At 45.6% G+C, this 16,352-nt stretch carries 13 protein-coding genes and 1 pseudogene; 1 reads left to right on the top strand and 13 read right to left on the bottom strand.

Annotation, left to right across the window (positions count from 1 at the left end):
• Positions 1-6 precede the first annotated feature (6 nt).
• From PluTT01m_RS02265 to PluTT01m_RS02250, 4 genes are all read right to left on the bottom strand, one after another.
• Positions 7-885 (bottom strand): hypothetical protein, encoded by an 879-nt coding sequence (locus tag PluTT01m_RS02265; protein ID WP_011144832.1) that lies wholly within the window; start codon positions 883-885, stop codon positions 7-9.
• 406 nt (positions 886-1,291) lie between these two features.
• On the bottom strand, positions 1,292-1,495 hold the full coding sequence (locus PluTT01m_RS02260; RefSeq protein ID WP_011144830.1) for a helix-turn-helix domain-containing protein: 204 nt from the start codon (positions 1,493-1,495) through the stop codon (positions 1,292-1,294).
• A gap of 123 nt (positions 1,496-1,618) precedes the next feature.
• On the bottom strand, positions 1,619-1,900 hold the full coding sequence (locus PluTT01m_RS02255; protein WP_173362505.1) for a helix-turn-helix domain-containing protein: 282 nt from the start codon (positions 1,898-1,900) through the stop codon (positions 1,619-1,621).
• Positions 1,887-2,210: a type II toxin-antitoxin system RelE/ParE family toxin gene (locus tag PluTT01m_RS02250; protein WP_011144828.1), complete on the bottom strand. Its 324-nt coding sequence runs from the start codon at positions 2,208-2,210 to the stop codon at positions 1,887-1,889. Before PluTT01m_RS02250 ends, PluTT01m_RS02255 begins: the two co-directional genes overlap by 14 nt.
• Before the next feature lie 154 nt (positions 2,211-2,364).
• Between PluTT01m_RS02250 and PluTT01m_RS02245 the strand changes: the two are divergent.
• Positions 2,365-2,622: pseudogene (locus tag PluTT01m_RS02245) on the top strand (type II toxin-antitoxin system RelE/ParE family toxin); the annotation flags it as partial.
• Positions 2,623-2,677: 55 nt separating this feature from the next.
• Here the strand turns inward: PluTT01m_RS02245 and rpoC are convergent.
• The 9 genes from rpoC to tuf all read right to left on the bottom strand — a co-directional run bounded on the left by rpoC (position 2,678) and on the right by tuf (position 16,339).
• Positions 2,678-6,898 carry a DNA-directed RNA polymerase subunit beta' gene (rpoC, locus tag PluTT01m_RS02240; protein ID WP_011144826.1) on the bottom strand — a complete coding sequence of 1,407 codons (4,221 nt, stop codon included), beginning with the start codon at positions 6,896-6,898 and terminating at the stop codon, positions 2,678-2,680.
• Positions 6,899-7,028: 130 nt separating this feature from the next.
• Entirely contained in the window at positions 7,029-11,057 is a 4,029-nt protein-coding gene (gene rpoB, locus PluTT01m_RS02235) for a DNA-directed RNA polymerase subunit beta (protein WP_011144825.1), read from the bottom strand.
• A 339-nt stretch (positions 11,058-11,396) separates the two neighbouring features.
• Positions 11,397-11,768: a 50S ribosomal protein L7/L12 gene (gene rplL, locus PluTT01m_RS02230; RefSeq protein WP_011144824.1), complete on the bottom strand. Its 372-nt coding sequence runs from the start codon at positions 11,766-11,768 to the stop codon at positions 11,397-11,399.
• Between the two features lie 63 nt (positions 11,769-11,831).
• Positions 11,832-12,338: a 50S ribosomal protein L10 gene (rplJ, locus tag PluTT01m_RS02225; RefSeq protein ID WP_011144823.1), complete on the bottom strand. Its 507-nt coding sequence runs from the start codon at positions 12,336-12,338 to the stop codon at positions 11,832-11,834.
• A gap of 316 nt (positions 12,339-12,654) precedes the next feature.
• Positions 12,655-13,356: a 50S ribosomal protein L1 gene (rplA, locus tag PluTT01m_RS02220; protein WP_011144822.1), complete on the bottom strand. Its 702-nt coding sequence runs from the start codon at positions 13,354-13,356 to the stop codon at positions 12,655-12,657.
• A gap of 3 nt (positions 13,357-13,359) precedes the next feature.
• Positions 13,360-13,788 (bottom strand): 50S ribosomal protein L11, encoded by a 429-nt coding sequence (gene rplK / locus PluTT01m_RS02215; protein WP_011144821.1) that lies wholly within the window; start codon positions 13,786-13,788, stop codon positions 13,360-13,362.
• Positions 13,789-13,949: 161 nt separating this feature from the next.
• Positions 13,950-14,495, bottom strand: coding sequence for a transcription termination/antitermination protein NusG (nusG, locus tag PluTT01m_RS02210; protein WP_011144820.1), 546 nt, complete (start codon positions 14,493-14,495; stop codon positions 13,950-13,952).
• A 1-nt stretch (position 14,496) separates the two neighbouring features.
• Positions 14,497-14,880 (bottom strand): preprotein translocase subunit SecE, encoded by a 384-nt coding sequence (secE, locus tag PluTT01m_RS02205; RefSeq protein WP_011144819.1) that lies wholly within the window; start codon positions 14,878-14,880, stop codon positions 14,497-14,499.
• A gap of 274 nt (positions 14,881-15,154) precedes the next feature.
• Positions 15,155-16,339 (bottom strand): elongation factor Tu, encoded by a 1,185-nt coding sequence (gene tuf, locus PluTT01m_RS02200; RefSeq protein WP_011144818.1) that lies wholly within the window; start codon positions 16,337-16,339, stop codon positions 15,155-15,157.
• Positions 16,340-16,352: the final 13 nt, after the last annotated feature.

Raw genomic sequence — 16,352 nt, 5'->3', positions numbered from 1 at the left:
CTCCTCTTATCGTTTGTCGATTCTACTGATAAATATATCTTCATGACACAAATTGAAGTCTTCTTCGGTATGCCAGGCAATCATCATGCTAAACTTATTTATAATACTATGTTTATTCAGTCTGCTTTGTAGCTCAGAATAAATAGGATTTGGTAAGATTATTCTGCATTTTGCCCTAATAGCAAGGCAAGAATCAATCACAGATATAATTGTACCGTGAGCTGTGTTTGATAAACCGATTATTTCCACCGTGGTATCATCAAAACCTAATATCGCTAATTCTTTCCCAACCGTTAACAGTTTAATATCGCTGTAGCAAGGACACTGCTTTGCATAAGCAATCCAATTGTTATTTACTTCCCTGCCGAAAAAATTGATTTTATTAATATTACCTATTTCATTAAAATCTCTCAGGTCTACATCGATTTTAGTACATCCTTCTACTACTATTTCTATAAAATCAAAAACGTTCACTCTGCCACATATATATTTCTCAAAAATTTTTGAATAACATTTTATTTTTCTTTCATCTGAGTAACAAACCGTCGCATCGACATCATTACGATGTGTTTGTTTGGCACTTTCTATTATCAAAGTTGGTGATTTTACACTTTCATCTATTCCAAAATCGCTAAGCATATTAATGGATACTCGTCTGTTTTTAAGACTGAATTCACACTTTCTTGTTATAACAATTGACAAGCATATATCGTTTATTTTATAAAAAAATGCTTTTATCTCACTGGAAAGATTATATTTCTTTTCTTTAAAATTTTTCCAAATAAAATAATCCAAGCTTCCTATGTCACGCTTGTAAAAATTATTAATTAGGATATAATTCTCTTCCGTTATATCTTCATAGTTTAGGTTTATTCCACTCTCCATTATTTTGCCCCATTATTTTATATTGGCAACAATTGCTGCTCATTTTTAGTTTATATTCATTCCCGAGTATATGAATCATGAAATATTGTATTTTATGACCTGTATCATAATTTAAAGATCCAACAGGAGAAAAAACTGTGATTATTTATCCTGAAAAATTAAATTTAAGTCTTCATCAATCATGCAAGAATACGGATAAAAATAGGTACTTTAAAGAGAATAATCTTTCATAAATTCTATGTGATGGGACTTTAAATGAAATAATTATATTGACCAGCCCCCTGAATTAAATATGATGAGCTATTTCTGCATACCGAATAATATCCCTTACATAGCTAAGGTGACACAAGCCTCAGAGGGCAGAACGACGAGCTCTGCCACTTTTACTGAAACAACGCCATAATATTTAAAGGTCATTATCAGACTGTTCCATTTTAGCAACAGTTGGTTGTTTGATCCCAAGCACAACTGCCAGCTCAGTTTGTGGAACATCACGGGCCTCGCGGATCTGATAAAGCCTTATCTCCCGTTTCATTTCATCAACTTTTTTAGCAATTCTACGGCGGCTTTCAGGGCTGCGTTTTTCAAGCAATTCATCAAGTGTGATCATACTCAGTTTTCCAAGATGGGTAGGGAATTAATTCACACGATTATTTTACCTCTTGCTTTTACAAGAATTTCATTAATAAAGTCAAAAGGGTTAGTAATGCACTAATCCCATTAGCACAGAGAATTACAACGTAATTTGTGGGTTCTGGATACCACAGGCTTGCGCATAGCGCACTAATGTTTCTATACTAGCTTTTGTTACATTATTTTCCATTTTCGTCACCGTTGGCGGCGTAACCCCCATTCTTTCCGCGACTTGCGCGCGAGTCAGTCCAGCAAACTTACGCCACTCTGCAAGTGTTTCTTGCAATCTTTCTTTACGTTCTTCAGCTTCGTAAGCGGCTTTAAATTCAGAGTCTTTCATCATTTCTGCCAGAATCTCTGAATGTGTCTTATATTTCTTCATGTTTCATTTCCTCCAATCTGCGAAATGCTAAAGCTATCTCACTTGGGTTGATTTTTTGTGTTTTCTTTATATAAACTTGCAGAATATATATTTGCTTTCCTGTCTGATATACCCATAATCCGCGTGCTATATCTCCCCCCATTGTTCGAATTTCGTAAAGACCATTTCCCAAATGTTTTGTGTCCGGTTCACGTAGTGAGCGAGGATCTTTTTCTAGCTTTCCAATCAACCTTACAAGTTTTACCCCTACTTTTGCTGGCAAAGACTTAATTTCTTGTTCGGCCTCATCATGGTACTTAACTATAAACACTCTAATTTCCTCCTAATGCAAAAAATTAACCCAAAAGGAAATTTTCATCAAGAGGAAAATTGCATTTTAATGAAATGTCACTTCTGACTAAATTTCTTGACCATAGATTTCCATCTATATAGCATTTGACCTATATTGAACAATAAGTAATCATGTGACTATCGAGACAACAGGCACCTTTGATGCATGGTTCGATGCTTTGAATGACACCGACAGGGCCAATATGCTAGCTTCAATAATAGCACTTCGGGAAAGAGGCCCTATGTTACCCAGGCCATACGCAGATACTGTGAACGGTTCATGCCACAGCAACATGAAAGAATTACGTGTCCAAAGCAAAGGCGACCCGCTCCGAGCATTCTTTGCGTTCGCCCCCAAGCGGAGAGGAATTTTGCTTTGCGCTGGTAACAAAAAGTTAAAATGCCCTCTCAAAAGGAGGGCATTTATTAGCTAGCGTGTTCTAAGAATTACTTCTTATCACCACCAAAACCGGCATTCAACAGTTCTGCCAAGTTCGCAGTAGCCTCATCGACACTCACTTGTGGTGCCTCGGCAGGCTCATTCAACTGGCGACGACGTATGCGATCCTGATGGTAAGCATAACCGGTACCAGCAGGGATCAGACGACCAACGATGACGTTTTCTTTCAAGCCACGCAGTTCATCACGTTTACCCGCAACCGCAGCCTCAGTCAGTACGCGGGTCGTTTCCTGGAACGATGCCGCAGAGATGAAGGATTCAGTCGCCAGAGACGCTTTGGTGATACCCAACAGGTCACGGCCATAAGTTGCAGCCACTTTACCTTCTTGTTCCAGCTTACGGTTTGCCACTTTAACGCGGGCATATTCAACCTGTTCGCCTTCCAAGAACTCGGAGCTACCTGCACTTTCAATGGTCGCTTTACGCAGCATCTGACGAACGATAACCTCAATGTGTTTATCGTTAATCTTAACCCCTTGCAGGCGGTAAACTTCCTGAACTTCGTTGGTGATGTAACGGGTAACCGCATGAACACCACGCAGGCGCAAGATGTCGTGTGGAGACTCTGGACCATCAGAGATCACGTCACCACGTTCAACCACTTCACCCTCGAACACGTTGAGCTGACGCCATTTAGGGATCATCTCTTCGTAAGCATCGCCACCATCTAATGGGGAGATAACCAAACGGCGTTTGCCCTTGGTCTCTTTACCAAAGGAGACAATACCGCTGACTTCAGCCAGGATAGCAGGCTCTTTCGGACGACGTGCTTCGAACAAGTCAGCAACACGTGGCAAACCACCGGTAATATCTTTCGTACCGCCGGACTCCTGAGGAATACGCGCTAAAGTATCACCCGCAGAGATGCTTACGCCATCGTCTAACTGAACAATCGCTTTACCCGGCAGGAAATATTGAGCAGGCATATCAGTACCTGGAATCAATACATCGTCACCTTTGGCATCAACGATTTTCAGTGCCGGACGCAGATCTTTACCACTACCGGTACGTTCTGCACTATCGAGAACAACCAATGAAGATAGACCTGTCAATTCGTCAGTCTGGCGGGTAATGGTCTGGCCATCTATCATGTCAGCGAAACGGATGATACCAGATACTTCACTGACCACTGGCATGGTGTGCGGATCCCAGTTAGCAACGGTTTCACCGCCGTTAACGGTTTCGCCATCACCTTTACCCAGTACTGCACCGTAAGGCACTTTATAGCTTTCTTTAGTACGGCCAAATTCGTCGATCAGACACAATTCAGTGTTACGAGAAGTAATCACCAGCTTGCCTGCGGAGTTCGTCACGGACTTAGCGTTAAATAGCTTCAAGCTACCTTTGTTACGTACCTGAATACTGGATTCTGCTGCTGCACGAGATGCCGCACCACCGATGTGGAACGTACGCATCGTCAACTGTGTACCCGGCTCACCGATGGACTGAGCCGCAATAACACCAACCGCCTCACCTTTATTGATGATGTGTCCGCGAGCAAGGTCACGACCATAGCAGTTTGCACAAACACCGAAGTCAGTTTCGCAACTTACAACAGAACGTACTTTAATGCTGTCAACGGAGCTCTCTTCTAACAGATCACACCATTTCTCGTTCAGCAATGTATTACGCGGCACCAGAATATCAGCAGTACCTGGTTTCAGAACATCTTCCGCCGTCACACGACCCAATACACGCTCACGCAGTGGCTCTTTAACATCACCACCTTCAATAACCGGCGTCATCAGAATACCGTCGTGCGTACCACAGTCATCTTCTGTCACAACCAAGTCTTGCGCCACGTCAACCAGACGACGAGTCAGGTAACCGGAGTTCGCTGTTTTCAGTGCGGTATCCGCCAAACCTTTACGAGCACCGTGAGTTGAGATGAAGTACTGGAGTACGTTCAAACCTTCACGGAAGTTCGCCGTAATTGGGGTTTCGATGATGGAGCCGTCTGGCTTAGCCATCAAGCCACGCATACCCGCCAACTGACGGATCTGAGCGGCAGAACCACGCGCACCGGAGTCAGCCATCATAAAGATGCTGTTGAAGGAAACTTGTTGCTCTTCTTCACCATCACGATTAGTGACTGTTTCAGTCGACAAGTTTTCCATCATTGCCTTAGCAACACGCTCGTTTGCCGCAGCCCAGATATCGATAACCTTGTTATAACGTTCACCGGCTGTAACCAGACCAGATTGGAACTGTTCCTGAATTTCAGCAACTTCTGCTTCTGCTTCGGCAATGATCCCGGCCTTTTTCTCTGGGATAACCATGTCATCGATACCAACAGATGCACCTGAACGTGCAGCGTAGGCAAAGCCGGTATACATGATCTGGTCAGCGAAAATAACCGTTGGCTTCAAGCCCATCACACGGTAACAGGTGTTCAGCATCCTAGAGATGGCTTTTTTACCCAGTGGTTGGTTAACCAACGAGTAAGGCAGACCTCTTGGTACAATCATCCACAGAATGGCACGACCAATAGTCGTATCAACCAAACCGGTGTTAGTTGTGATATTGCCTTCGCCATCTTTCACTTCTTCAGTGATACGCACTTTAACGCGGGCATGCAGAGAAGCCAGTCCTGCGCGATATACGCGTTCTGCTTCTTTAGGCCCGGTCAATACCATGCCTTCGCCTTTCGCGTTAACACAGTCGCGGGTCATGTAATACAGACCCAGAACAACGTCCTGAGATGGAACGATGATTGGCTCACCACTCGCTGGAGACAGGATGTTGTTGGTAGACATCATCAATGCACGCGCTTCTAACTGGGCTTCCAGTGTCAACGGTACGTGAACAGCCATTTGGTCACCGTCGAAGTCGGCGTTATATGCCGCACACACCAGTGGGTGCAACTGAATCGCTTTACCTTCAATCAGAACCGGTTCGAATGCCTGAATACCCAAACGGTGAAGTGTCGGCGCACGGTTCAGCAGAACCGGATGTTCACGAATGACTTCATCCAGGATATCCCATACCACCGCCTCTTCACGCTCAACCATCTTTTTAGCGGCTTTAATCGTCGTCGCTAAACCACGCAGTTCTAGCTTGCCGTAGATGAATGGCTTAAACAGCTCCAGTGCCATCTTTTTAGGCAGACCACACTGATGCAAACGCAGGTAAGGACCTACAGTGATTACAGAACGACCAGAATAGTCAACACGTTTACCCAACAAGTTCTGACGGAAACGACCTTGTTTACCCTTGATCATATCAGCCAGGGATTTCAGTGGACGTTTGTTAGAACCGGTAATTGCACGACCGCGACGACCGTTATCCAGCAAAGCATCGACCGCTTCCTGCAACATACGTTTTTCGTTACGAACGATGATATCCGGCGCAGCCAGATCTAACAGGCGCTTCAAACGGTTGTTACGGTTAATAACACGACGATAGAGATCGTTCAGATCCGAAGTGGCAAAACGGCCGCCATCCAGTGGAACCAATGGACGTAAGTCCGGTGGCAGAACTGGCAGAACCGTCAGAACCATCCATTCTGGTTTGTTACCAGACTGAATAAAGGCTTCCAACAGTTTAATACGTTTGGTCAGCTTTTTACGTTTCGTTTCAGAGTTAGTTTCGTTTAACTCTTCACGCAGCGTTTCACACTCATTTTCCAGATCGAGATTTTTCAGCAAAGACTGGATAGCTTCCGCGCCCATCTTCGCATCGAATTCATCACCAAACTCTTCCAGTGCATCCAAGTATTGCTCTTCCGTCAGAATCTGACTGCGTTCCAAGCTGGTCATACCGCCTTCGACAACCACATAGGATTCGAAGTACAGTACACGCTCAATATCACGCAGTGGCATATCCAGCAACAAACCGATGCGAGATGGCAATGATTTCAGGAACCAGATGTGTGCAGTTGGAGAAGCCAGCTCAATGTGACCCATACGCTCACGACGAACTTTAGTTTGGGTAACTTCTACACCACACTTCTCACAAATTACACCACGGTGTTTCAAGCGCTTGTATTTACCACACAAGCACTCATAATCCTTTACTGGCCCGAAAATACGGGCACAGAAAAGACCGTCACGCTCAGGTTTGAACGTACGGTAGTTAATTGTTTCCGGCTTTTTCACTTCACCAAATGACCACGAACGGATCATATCTGGCGAGGCCAGAGCAATTTTGATCGCATCAAACTCTTCGGTCTTAGTTTGCGCTTTCAGAAACTTCAATAAGTCTTTCACGAAATGGCTCCTGTCGGAGTTAGACCTGTCAGGAGAGCAGCCCATGCCGCTCCCCCCTATGACCAGTGCAACCACTGGCTGGTAAACTGCCCGTCATATCCATTCAGGGCAGTACCAGCCGGAATACGATTTATTCGCCTTCCAGCTCGATGTTGATACCCAGAGAGCGGATCTCTTTCAACAATACGTTGAAGGATTCCGGCATACCTGGCTCCATCTGGTGGTTGCCATCCACGATGTTTTTATACATCTTGGTACGGCCGTTAACATCGTCGGACTTGACGGTGAGCATTTCCTGCAAGGTGTACGCGGCACCATATGCTTCCAATGCCCACACTTCCATCTCACCGAAGCGTTGACCACCGAACTGCGCCTTACCACCCAACGGTTGCTGAGTAACCAGACTGTACGAACCCGTTGAACGAGCGTGCATTTTGTCATCCACCAAGTGGTTCAGCTTCAGCATATACATGTAGCCAACGGTAACCTGACGCTCAAATTGCTCACCGGTACGACCATCAAACAGGGTAATTTGACCAGAAGTTGGCAAGTCACCCAATTTCAGCAGCTCTTTTATTTCTTTCTCTTTCGCACCATCAAACACTGGTGTCGCAATTGGCATGCCTTTTTTCAGGTTTTCTGCCAAACGCATAACTTCTTCATCAGAGAAAGTGCTCAGATCAACTTTCTGACGGGTTTCATCACCCAGGTTATAAGCTTTCTGGATAAATTCACGCAGTTTGGCAACTTCCTGCTGCTGTTTCAGCATCGCATTGATCTTGTCGCCAATACCTTTCGCAGCCATGCCCAGATGCGTTTCCAAGATCTGACCAATGTTCATACGTGATGGTACGCCCAGTGGGTTCAGTACGATATCTACCGGAGTGCCGTTTTCATCGTAAGGCATATCTTCGATCGGGTTGATCTTGGAGATAACACCCTTGTTACCGTGGCGACCTGCCATCTTATCACCAGGCTGAATCTGACGTTTAACCGCCAGATAAACTTTGACGATTTTCAGCACACCCGGTGCCAGATCATCACCCTGTGTGATCTTACGGCGTTTAGCATCCAGTTTTTTCTCGAACTCAGCTTTGAGTTCGTCATACTGTTCAGCCAACTGTTCCAACTGATTCTGTTTCTCTTCATCAGCCAGACCCAGTTCTAACCAACGCTCACGAGGCAGTTTATCCAGTTTCTCAGCTTCGATGCCGCCTGCAATCAAAACAGAACGGATACGTGCAAACAGGCCAGCTTCAAAGATTTGCAACTCTTCTGTCAGGTCCTTCTTAGCCTGACGCAGCTGCATCTCTTCAATTTCCAAGGCACGTTTATCTTTTTCTACACCATCACGGGTAAATACCTGTACGTCGATAACCGTACCGGATACGCCATTTGGTACGCGCAGAGAAGAGTCTTTAACATCAGACGCTTTCTCACCGAAGATAGCACGCAGCAGTTTTTCTTCTGGCGTCAGCTGAGTTTCACCTTTAGGTGTCACTTTACCAACCAGAATGTCACCGCCGGTTACTTCCGCACCGATGTAAACAATACCGGATTCATCCAGCTTGGAGAGTGCAGCCTCACCTACGTTAGGGATGTCAGCCGTGATCTCTTCAGGCCCTAATTTGGTATCACGAGATACGCAAGCCAGTTCCTGGATATGAATGGTCGTAAAGCGATCTTCCTGGACGACACGCTCAGAAACTAAGATGGAGTCCTCGAAGTTATAACCATTCCACGGCATGAACGCTACGCGCATGTTCTGGCCCAGAGCCAGTTCACCCAAGTCAGTAGATGGACCATCAGCCAGTACGTCACCACGTTCCACCGGTTCGCCCAGAGAGACACATGGCATCTGGTTAATACAGGTGTTCTGGTTAGAACGGGTATATTTAGTCAGGTTATAAATATCAATACCTGCTTCACCCGGATACATTTCGTCTTCATTTACTTTGATAACGATACGAGATGCATCAACGTATTGAACCACACCACCGCGTTTAGCAACAGAAGTTACACCTGAGTCAACGGCTACTGCACGTTCCATACCTGTTCCGACCAACGGCTTATCAGCACGCAGAGTAGGAACAGCCTGACGTTGCATGTTTGCACCCATCAATGCGCGGTTTGCGTCATCGTGTTCCAAGAATGGGATCAAGGAAGCACCAACGGAAACCACCTGCTGGGTGGAAACGTCCATATATTCAACCTGCTCACGGTTAAATAAGCTGGATTCACCATAATTACGGCAAGTTATCAGATCTTCAACGAAGTGGCCTTCGTCATCTAATACGGTGTTTGCCTGTGCGATAACGAAGTTACCTTCTTCAATCGCAGACAGATAGTGAATTTCATCAGTAACAACACCATCACGAACCAGACGATATGGGGTTTCAAGGAAACCATACTCGTTAGTCTGCGCATAAACAGACAATGAGTTAATCAGACCGATGTTCGGACCTTCCGGGGTTTCGATTGGACATACGCGACCATAGTGCGTTGGATGTACGTCACGCACTTCGAAGCCCGCACGCTCACGGGTCAAACCACCTGGACCCAACGCAGAGATACGGCGTTTGTGAGTGATTTCAGAAAGTGGGTTGTTTTGGTCCATAAACTGAGACAGCTGGCTGGAACCAAAGAATTCTTTCACTGCGGCTGAAATCGGCTTAGCGTTGATCATATCCTGAGGCATCAGTGTATCCAGATCACCCAGAGACAGACGCTCTTTCACTGCACGCTCAACGCGTACAAGACCAACACGGAACTGGTTTTCTGCCATCTCACCAACAGAACGGATACGACGGTTACCTAAGTGGTCGATATCGTCGACTTCACCTTTACCATTACGGATATCAATGAGTTTTTTCATGACATCAATGATGTCATCTTTACTCAGAATACCAGATCCTTCGACTTCTTCACGGCTCAATGAGCGGTTGAATTTCATACGACCAACCGCAGAAAGATCATAACGATCTTCTGAGAAGAACAGATTTTCAAACAGATTTTCTGCCGCTTCACGGGTTGGTGGCTCACCAGGACGCATCATGCGATAAATCTCAACCAAAGCACTCAAACGGTCATTGGTTGGATCAACACGAAGTGTCTCGGAAATATATGCGCCGTGATCTAAATCGTTGGTGAACAATGTTTCGATAGATTTATGACCAGATTGGCTCAAACGTGCCAACAGATCTAAAGAGAGCTCCATGTTAGCAGCACAGATAATTTCACCTGTGTTGACATCAATGTAGTCTCTTGCAACAACTTTACCCGCAATGTATTCAACAGGAACCTCAATACGGTTCACTTCATCTTTTTCTAACTGGCGGATATGACGTGCGGTAATACGACGGCCTTTTTCAACATAAACCTTGCCGTTTGCTTCAATATCAAAAGAAGCAGTTTCACCACGCAAACGTTCTGGTACCAGCGTCATTTGCAGTCTGTTGTCACGAATTTCGAAAATCGTTTTACTGAAGAACAGGTTCAAAATCTCTTCAGTGCTGTAATTCATTGCACGCAGAATAATCGTTGCCGGCAATTTACGACGGCGGTCAATGCGCACAAACAGATTATCTTTTGGATCGAATTCGAAATCTAACCAAGAACCACGGTAAGGAATAATACGTGCGTTATACAGTACCTTACCGGATGAGTGAGTTTTACCCTTATCGCTGTCAAAGAATACACCAGGACTACGATGCAACTGGGAGACAATAACCCGCTCAGTACCATTGATAACAAAAGTACCGTTGTCAGTCATGAGCGGAATTTCACCCATGTAGACTTCTTGCTCTTTGATATCTTTGACCGTGCCTTCCGGTGCTTCACGTTCATAGATAACCAGACGCAGCTTAACGCGCAGAGGTGCAGAATAAGTTACACCACGAATCTGGCACTCTTTAACATCAAACACTGGCTCACCAAGACGGTAGCTAACGTATTGCAGCTCCGAACTGCCACTGTAGCTCTGGATTGGGAATACAGAACGGAATGCCGCTTCTAAACCATTCTGGCCTTCTGGATCTTGCTCGATAAACTTCTGGAACGAGTCAAGTTGGATAGAAAGGAGATAAGGTACGTCCAACACTTGCGGACGCTTACCAAAATCCTTACGAATACGTTTTTTCTCGGTATAGGAGTAAACCATAGGGTTCCTCAGCTCGCTGATCAGTGACCCACTCTGCCCGCCCTAAAGGACAGCTCTTTACGACACTGTTTTTTCGAACAGAAAATTGAATTATTTTCCGTAATACTCATTGCTATTACTCTTAAATCATTTCATTGCGTTACATTACTACCGAGCTACCCGAGTGGATCGTAGCTGAGAACGCAGTATATTAAGTCGTCAATAGGAAAAAGTATTTGGGGGTTAATTAACAGCCAAACAGTGGAAATGCTGCTAATGCCCTACAGCGCAAAAAGGCTGGTGATTTTTTAATCACCAGCCGTCAGCCTTTCAAGTCAGGCTGCTAACTTAAAGCTAAACTTACTTAATCTCAACAGAAGCGCCTGCTTCTTCCAGAGATTTTTTCAGTGCTTCAGCGTCATCTTTGCTGATGCCTTCTTTCAGTGTAGCGTTTGGAGCGCTCTCAACCAGATCTTTTGCTTCTTTCAGACCCAGACCAGTTGCACCACGTACTGCTTTGATAACAGCAACTTTGTTACCGCCAATAGCAGACAGAACAACGTCAAATTCAGTTTGTTCTTCAACAGCTTCAGCAGCACCGCCAGCAGCAACAGCTACCGCCGCCGCCGCAGAAACGCCGAATTTGTCTTCCATTGCAGTGATCAGTTCAACAACATCCATGACGGACATTGTTGCAACTGCGTCCAGAATTTGTTCTTTATTGATAGACATAACAAGTGTTCCTAAAATTCAGAAATAATTTATACGTTAAAAAGCAACGAAGGAAATCGGCAATTAAGCTACTTCTTTCTGCTCGCGTAACTCGCGTAACGCAGCCAGAGTACGAACCAGTTTGCCTGCAACGGCTTCTTTCATGGTTGACATCAGGCGTGCGATTGCTTCTTCGTAAGTCGGGAGTGTTGCCAAACGGTCAATATTGGCCGCAGGAATAAACTCACCTTCAAAGGCTGCTGCTTTAATCTCGAATGCTGGATTCGCTTTCGCGAACTCTTTGAACAGACGAGCAGCTGCGCCCGGGTGTTCATTAGAAAAAGCAATCAAGGTTGGACCAACAAACGCTTCTTTCAGGCACTCATAGGCAGTACCTTCAACAGCACGACGGATCAGCGTGTTACGAACAACACGAATGTAAACGCCAGCTTCGCGACCTGCTTTACGCAGTTCAGTCATTTTATCTACAGTAACGCCACGGGAATCCGCAACAACCGCAGACAGCGCGCCTTTGGCAACTTCGCTGACTTCAGCAACAATCGCTTGTTTGTCTTGAAGATTTAGTGCCATTAGCTTCTTGCTCCTGGATTAACCGGGAAGAACCCGGAACTCACATCGCTCATAACACCATAAAGGGGCCTGAGCTCTAAAACACGGTGAGCAGAATCCAGAAATGAATTTCATTTGGCTCTGTCACCGTCTACGCAGGAATATTAAGTAATTACTTACACCTGCGGTCTTGGACGGGGCTTGGATTAGGCCAAGCTCCAACCGAAAATTTTTTATTTAGCTAATAAAAAAACTTACTAGCCAAACATAAGGCGCCAAATTTTAGACAAATCTGACGCCAAGGTAAAGCGATAATCACAATCACATTCAGCTAAAATTAAGCTGAAGCATTCAGACCAGACTGGTCAATCGCAACACCTGCGCCCATGGTAGTAGACAGGCTAACTTTCTTAATATAAATACCCTTAGCAGAAGATGGCTTGCCTTTTTTCAGCGCAACCAGCAGAGCTTCCAGGTTTTCTTTCAATTTGTCAGCGTCGAAGTCAACTTTACCAATGGTGGTGTGAATAATGCCGTTTTTATCGTTACGGTAACGAACCTGACCCGCTTTAGCATTCTGAACAGCTTCAGCAACGTTAGGAGTTACAGTACCCACTTTAGGGTTTGGCATCAAACCACGAGGACCTAGGATTTGACCTAATTGGCCAACAACGCGCATTGCATCTGGAGAAGCAATAACAACGTCAAAGTCCATTTCACCTTTTTTAACCAGTTCAGCCAGATCTTCCATACCTACCAGTTCAGCGCCCGCTGCTTTAGCAGCTTCTGCATTTGCGCCTTGGGTAAATACAGCTACGCGAACGGAACGGCCAGTACCATGAGGCAGTACCGTTGCACCGCGCACATTCTGGTCAGATTTACGAGCATCGATGCCGAGGTTAACAGCAACGTCAACGCTTTCTACGAATTTAGCGGTAGCCAGCTCTTTCAGCAGAACAACGGCTTCGTTAATGTCATACTGCTTAGTTGCATCCACTTTTTCGCGGATTGTGCGCATGCGCTTGGTCAGTTTAGCCATCGATTAACCCTCCACTACCAGGCCCATGGAACGAGCAGTACCTTCAATTGAACGCATCATTGCGTCAACGCTAGCACCGGTCATATCCGCAGCTTTAGTTTCAGCAATTTCACGAATCTGTGCGCTGGTCACTTTACCAACTTTGTCTTTGTTCGGTTTGCCGGAACCCGATTTAATGCCCGCCGCTTTCTTCAGCAGAACAGCCGCTGGTGGGGTTTTAGTAACGAAAGTGAAGGAACGATCAGAATAAACAGTGATCACAACAGGAATTGGCAGACCTTTTTCAATGCTATCAGTTTTAGCATTGAACGCCTTACAGAATTCCATGATGTTAACACCCTGCTGACCCAGAGCAGGACCTACTGGAGGGCTTGGATTAGCCATACCAGCTGCAACCTGCAACTTGACATAGGCTTGTACTTTCTTAGCCATTGATAATTTTCCTCTATGTGGGTGATATCGCCTTTGATTTAAAAGGCTCCCCTGTAATTTTAGTCCCGCCTTATCCAGGCCAGACTACTAAAAAACAAAAGGCGCGAAATTGTATGTTAATTTCTCACCTATTGCAAGCCAGCAAAAGATACGCTCAAAAATTACGCTTTCTCTACCTGGCTGAAATCCAGCTCAACCGGTGTCGCACGACCAAAGATAGAAACTGAAACTTTCAGGCGGCTCTTCTCGTAATCGACTTCTTCCACAACACCATTGAAGTCTGCGAATGGACCATCGCTGACACGAACCATTTCGCCTGGTTCGAACAATGTTTTTGGCCGCGGTTTATCACCAACCTGCTGAAGGCGATTCATAATCGCATCAACTTCTTTATCACTGATTGGTGCCGGACGGTCAGATGTACCACCGATAAAACCCATGACGCGTGGTACGCTGCGAACGAGATGCCATGTTGCATCGTTCATGATCATTTGTACCAGCACATACCCAGGGAAGAATTTACGTTCACTTTTGCGACGCTGGCCGCTACGAATCTCAACAACTTCCTCTGTTGGCACCATCACTTCGCCAAAAGAATCTTCCATATCATGTAATTTGATATGTTCACGTAAAGATTGTGCAACACGACCTTCAAACCCGGAAAATGCCTGTATAACATACCAACGTTTTTTTGGGGAATCTGACATCTTAGAACCTCAGGCCTGTAATAAATGAAACTAAACGCACCAGGATACCGTCAAGACCCCAGAGGATCAAAGACATCAATGCAGTCACGGCCGCAACAATCAAAGTCGTGTGCAGCGCTTCCTGGCGAGTTGGCCAAATGACTTTGCGCATTTCAATGCGGGCTTCACGAGCGAAAGCCAGTGTGGTTTTACCTTTTGCAGTCCAGAGCGCAGCCGCTCCCGCAAGAGCAACAATAACAACAACCGTCATCGCGCGTAGAGGAAGGCTATGCTCTCGATAAAGGTAGTTTCCAACGATAGCAACCGTTAATAAGGCTGCCACTAATAGCCATTTCATTACTTCAAGACTACGCCTGCTTTCTTGAGCATCGCTATTCGTACTCATAAACCAACCTGTAACTATGATTTAAATAGATAGCCAGCTTGCCTCGCAAGAGCAAAACAAATCAGACCGAACCAAAAAATTTGAGTGATTGTATCTGACTTGGCGCCATAATTCAGTATGACATTGTATATCTGAGAGCGATATAGCCAATTCGTTGCATCAGAGCTTATCTCACCAATAATTAAAAACAACTATTGATGAGATAGGTTCTTATTAAGACAACGTACAAAAAGGGCATCGGTTGATGCCCTTTTAGTGTAATCACATCAAAAAATTATGCGATAACTTTAGCAACAACACCAGCACCTACTGTACGGCCACCTTCACGGATAGCAAAACGCAGACCCTGGTCCATTGCGATTGGGGCAATCAGGGTAACTTTCATCTGAATGTTATCACCTGGCATCACCATTTCCACGCCTTCTGGCAGTTCAATGGTACCGGTCACGTCAGTTGTACGGAAGTAGAACTGTGGACGGTAGCCTTTGAAGAATGGCGTATGACGGCCACCTTCGTCTTTGCTCAGAATATAAACTTCTGATTCGAAAGTGGTGTGTGGCTTGATTGAACCCGGTTTCGCCAGTACCTGACCACGTTCGATTTCGTCACGCTTGGTACCACGCAGCAGAACACCGACGTTCTCACCTGCACGGCCTTCGTCCAGCAGTTTGCGGAACATTTCTACGCCAGTACAAGTGGTTTTAGTCGTGTCTTTGATACCCACGATTTCAACTTCTTCACCCACTTTAACGATACCGCGCTCTACACGACCGGTAACTACAGTACCACGGCCTGAAATAGAGAATACGTCTTCGATTGGCAGCAGGAATGGCTGGTCAATAGCACGCTCTGGCTCTGGAATGTAGCTATCCAGGGCCTCTGCCAGTTCGATGATTTTGGCTTCCCACTCTGCATCACCTTCCAGCGCTTTCAGAGCAGAACCACGGATGACTGGCGTGTCGTCGCCTGGGAAATCGTACTGAGACAGCAGCTCACGCACTTCCATCTCAACCAGTTCCAGCAGCTCTTCGTCGTCTACCATGTCACATTTGTTCAGGAACACGATGATGTAAGGAACGCCTACCTGACGGCCTAACAGGATGTGCTCACGCGTCTGTGGCATTGGACCGTCAGTCGCGGCAACTACCAGGATTGCGCCGTCCATCTGAGCCGCACCGGTGATCATGTTTTTCACGTAGTCGGCGTGGCCTGGGCAGTCAACGTGCGCATAGTGACGGCTTGGCGTATCATATTCTACGTGAGAAGTAGAGATGGTGATACCACGCGCTTTTTCTTCTGGCGCGTTATCAATCTGGTCGAATGCGCGAGCGTTACCACCGAAGGTTTTAGCCAGTACAGTAGTGATGGCAGCAGTCAGGGTAGTTTTACCATGGTCAACGTGGCCGATAGTACCAACGTTAACGTGCGGTTTTTTACGTTCAAATTTTTCTTTAGACACGACTCTATTCCTT

The organism is Photorhabdus laumondii subsp. laumondii, assembly GCF_003343245.1.
In the GTDB taxonomy this organism is placed as follows: domain Bacteria; phylum Pseudomonadota; class Gammaproteobacteria; order Enterobacterales; family Enterobacteriaceae; genus Photorhabdus; species Photorhabdus laumondii.
The sequence above is the reverse complement of the archived record's forward strand: the minus strand, read 5'-3'. Positions and strand labels throughout refer to the sequence as shown.

Coding starts and splice junctions, on each gene's coding strand:
- PluTT01m_RS02265 (WP_011144832.1), bottom strand. CDS start 885: ATGGAGAGTGGAATAAACCTAAACTATGAAGATATAACGGAAGAGAAT.
- PluTT01m_RS02260 (WP_011144830.1), bottom strand. CDS start 1,495: ATGATCACACTTGATGAATTGCTTGAAAAACGCAGCCCTGAAAGCCGC.
- PluTT01m_RS02255 (WP_173362505.1), bottom strand. CDS start 1,900: ATGAAGAAATATAAGACACATTCAGAGATTCTGGCAGAAATGATGAAA.
- rpoB (WP_011144825.1), bottom strand. CDS start 11,057: ATGGTTTACTCCTATACCGAGAAAAAACGTATTCGTAAGGATTTTGGT.
- rplL (WP_011144824.1), bottom strand. CDS start 11,768: ATGTCTATCAATAAAGAACAAATTCTGGACGCAGTTGCAACAATGTCC.
- rplJ (WP_011144823.1), bottom strand. CDS start 12,338: ATGGCACTAAATCTTCAAGACAAACAAGCGATTGTTGCTGAAGTCAGC.
- rplA (WP_011144822.1), bottom strand. CDS start 13,356: ATGGCTAAACTGACCAAGCGCATGCGCACAATCCGCGAAAAAGTGGAT.
- rplK (WP_011144821.1), bottom strand. CDS start 13,788: ATGGCTAAGAAAGTACAAGCCTATGTCAAGTTGCAGGTTGCAGCTGGT.
- nusG (WP_011144820.1), bottom strand. CDS start 14,495: ATGTCAGATTCCCCAAAAAAACGTTGGTATGTTATACAGGCATTTTCC.
- secE (WP_011144819.1), bottom strand. CDS start 14,880: ATGAGTACGAATAGCGATGCTCAAGAAAGCAGGCGTAGTCTTGAAGTA.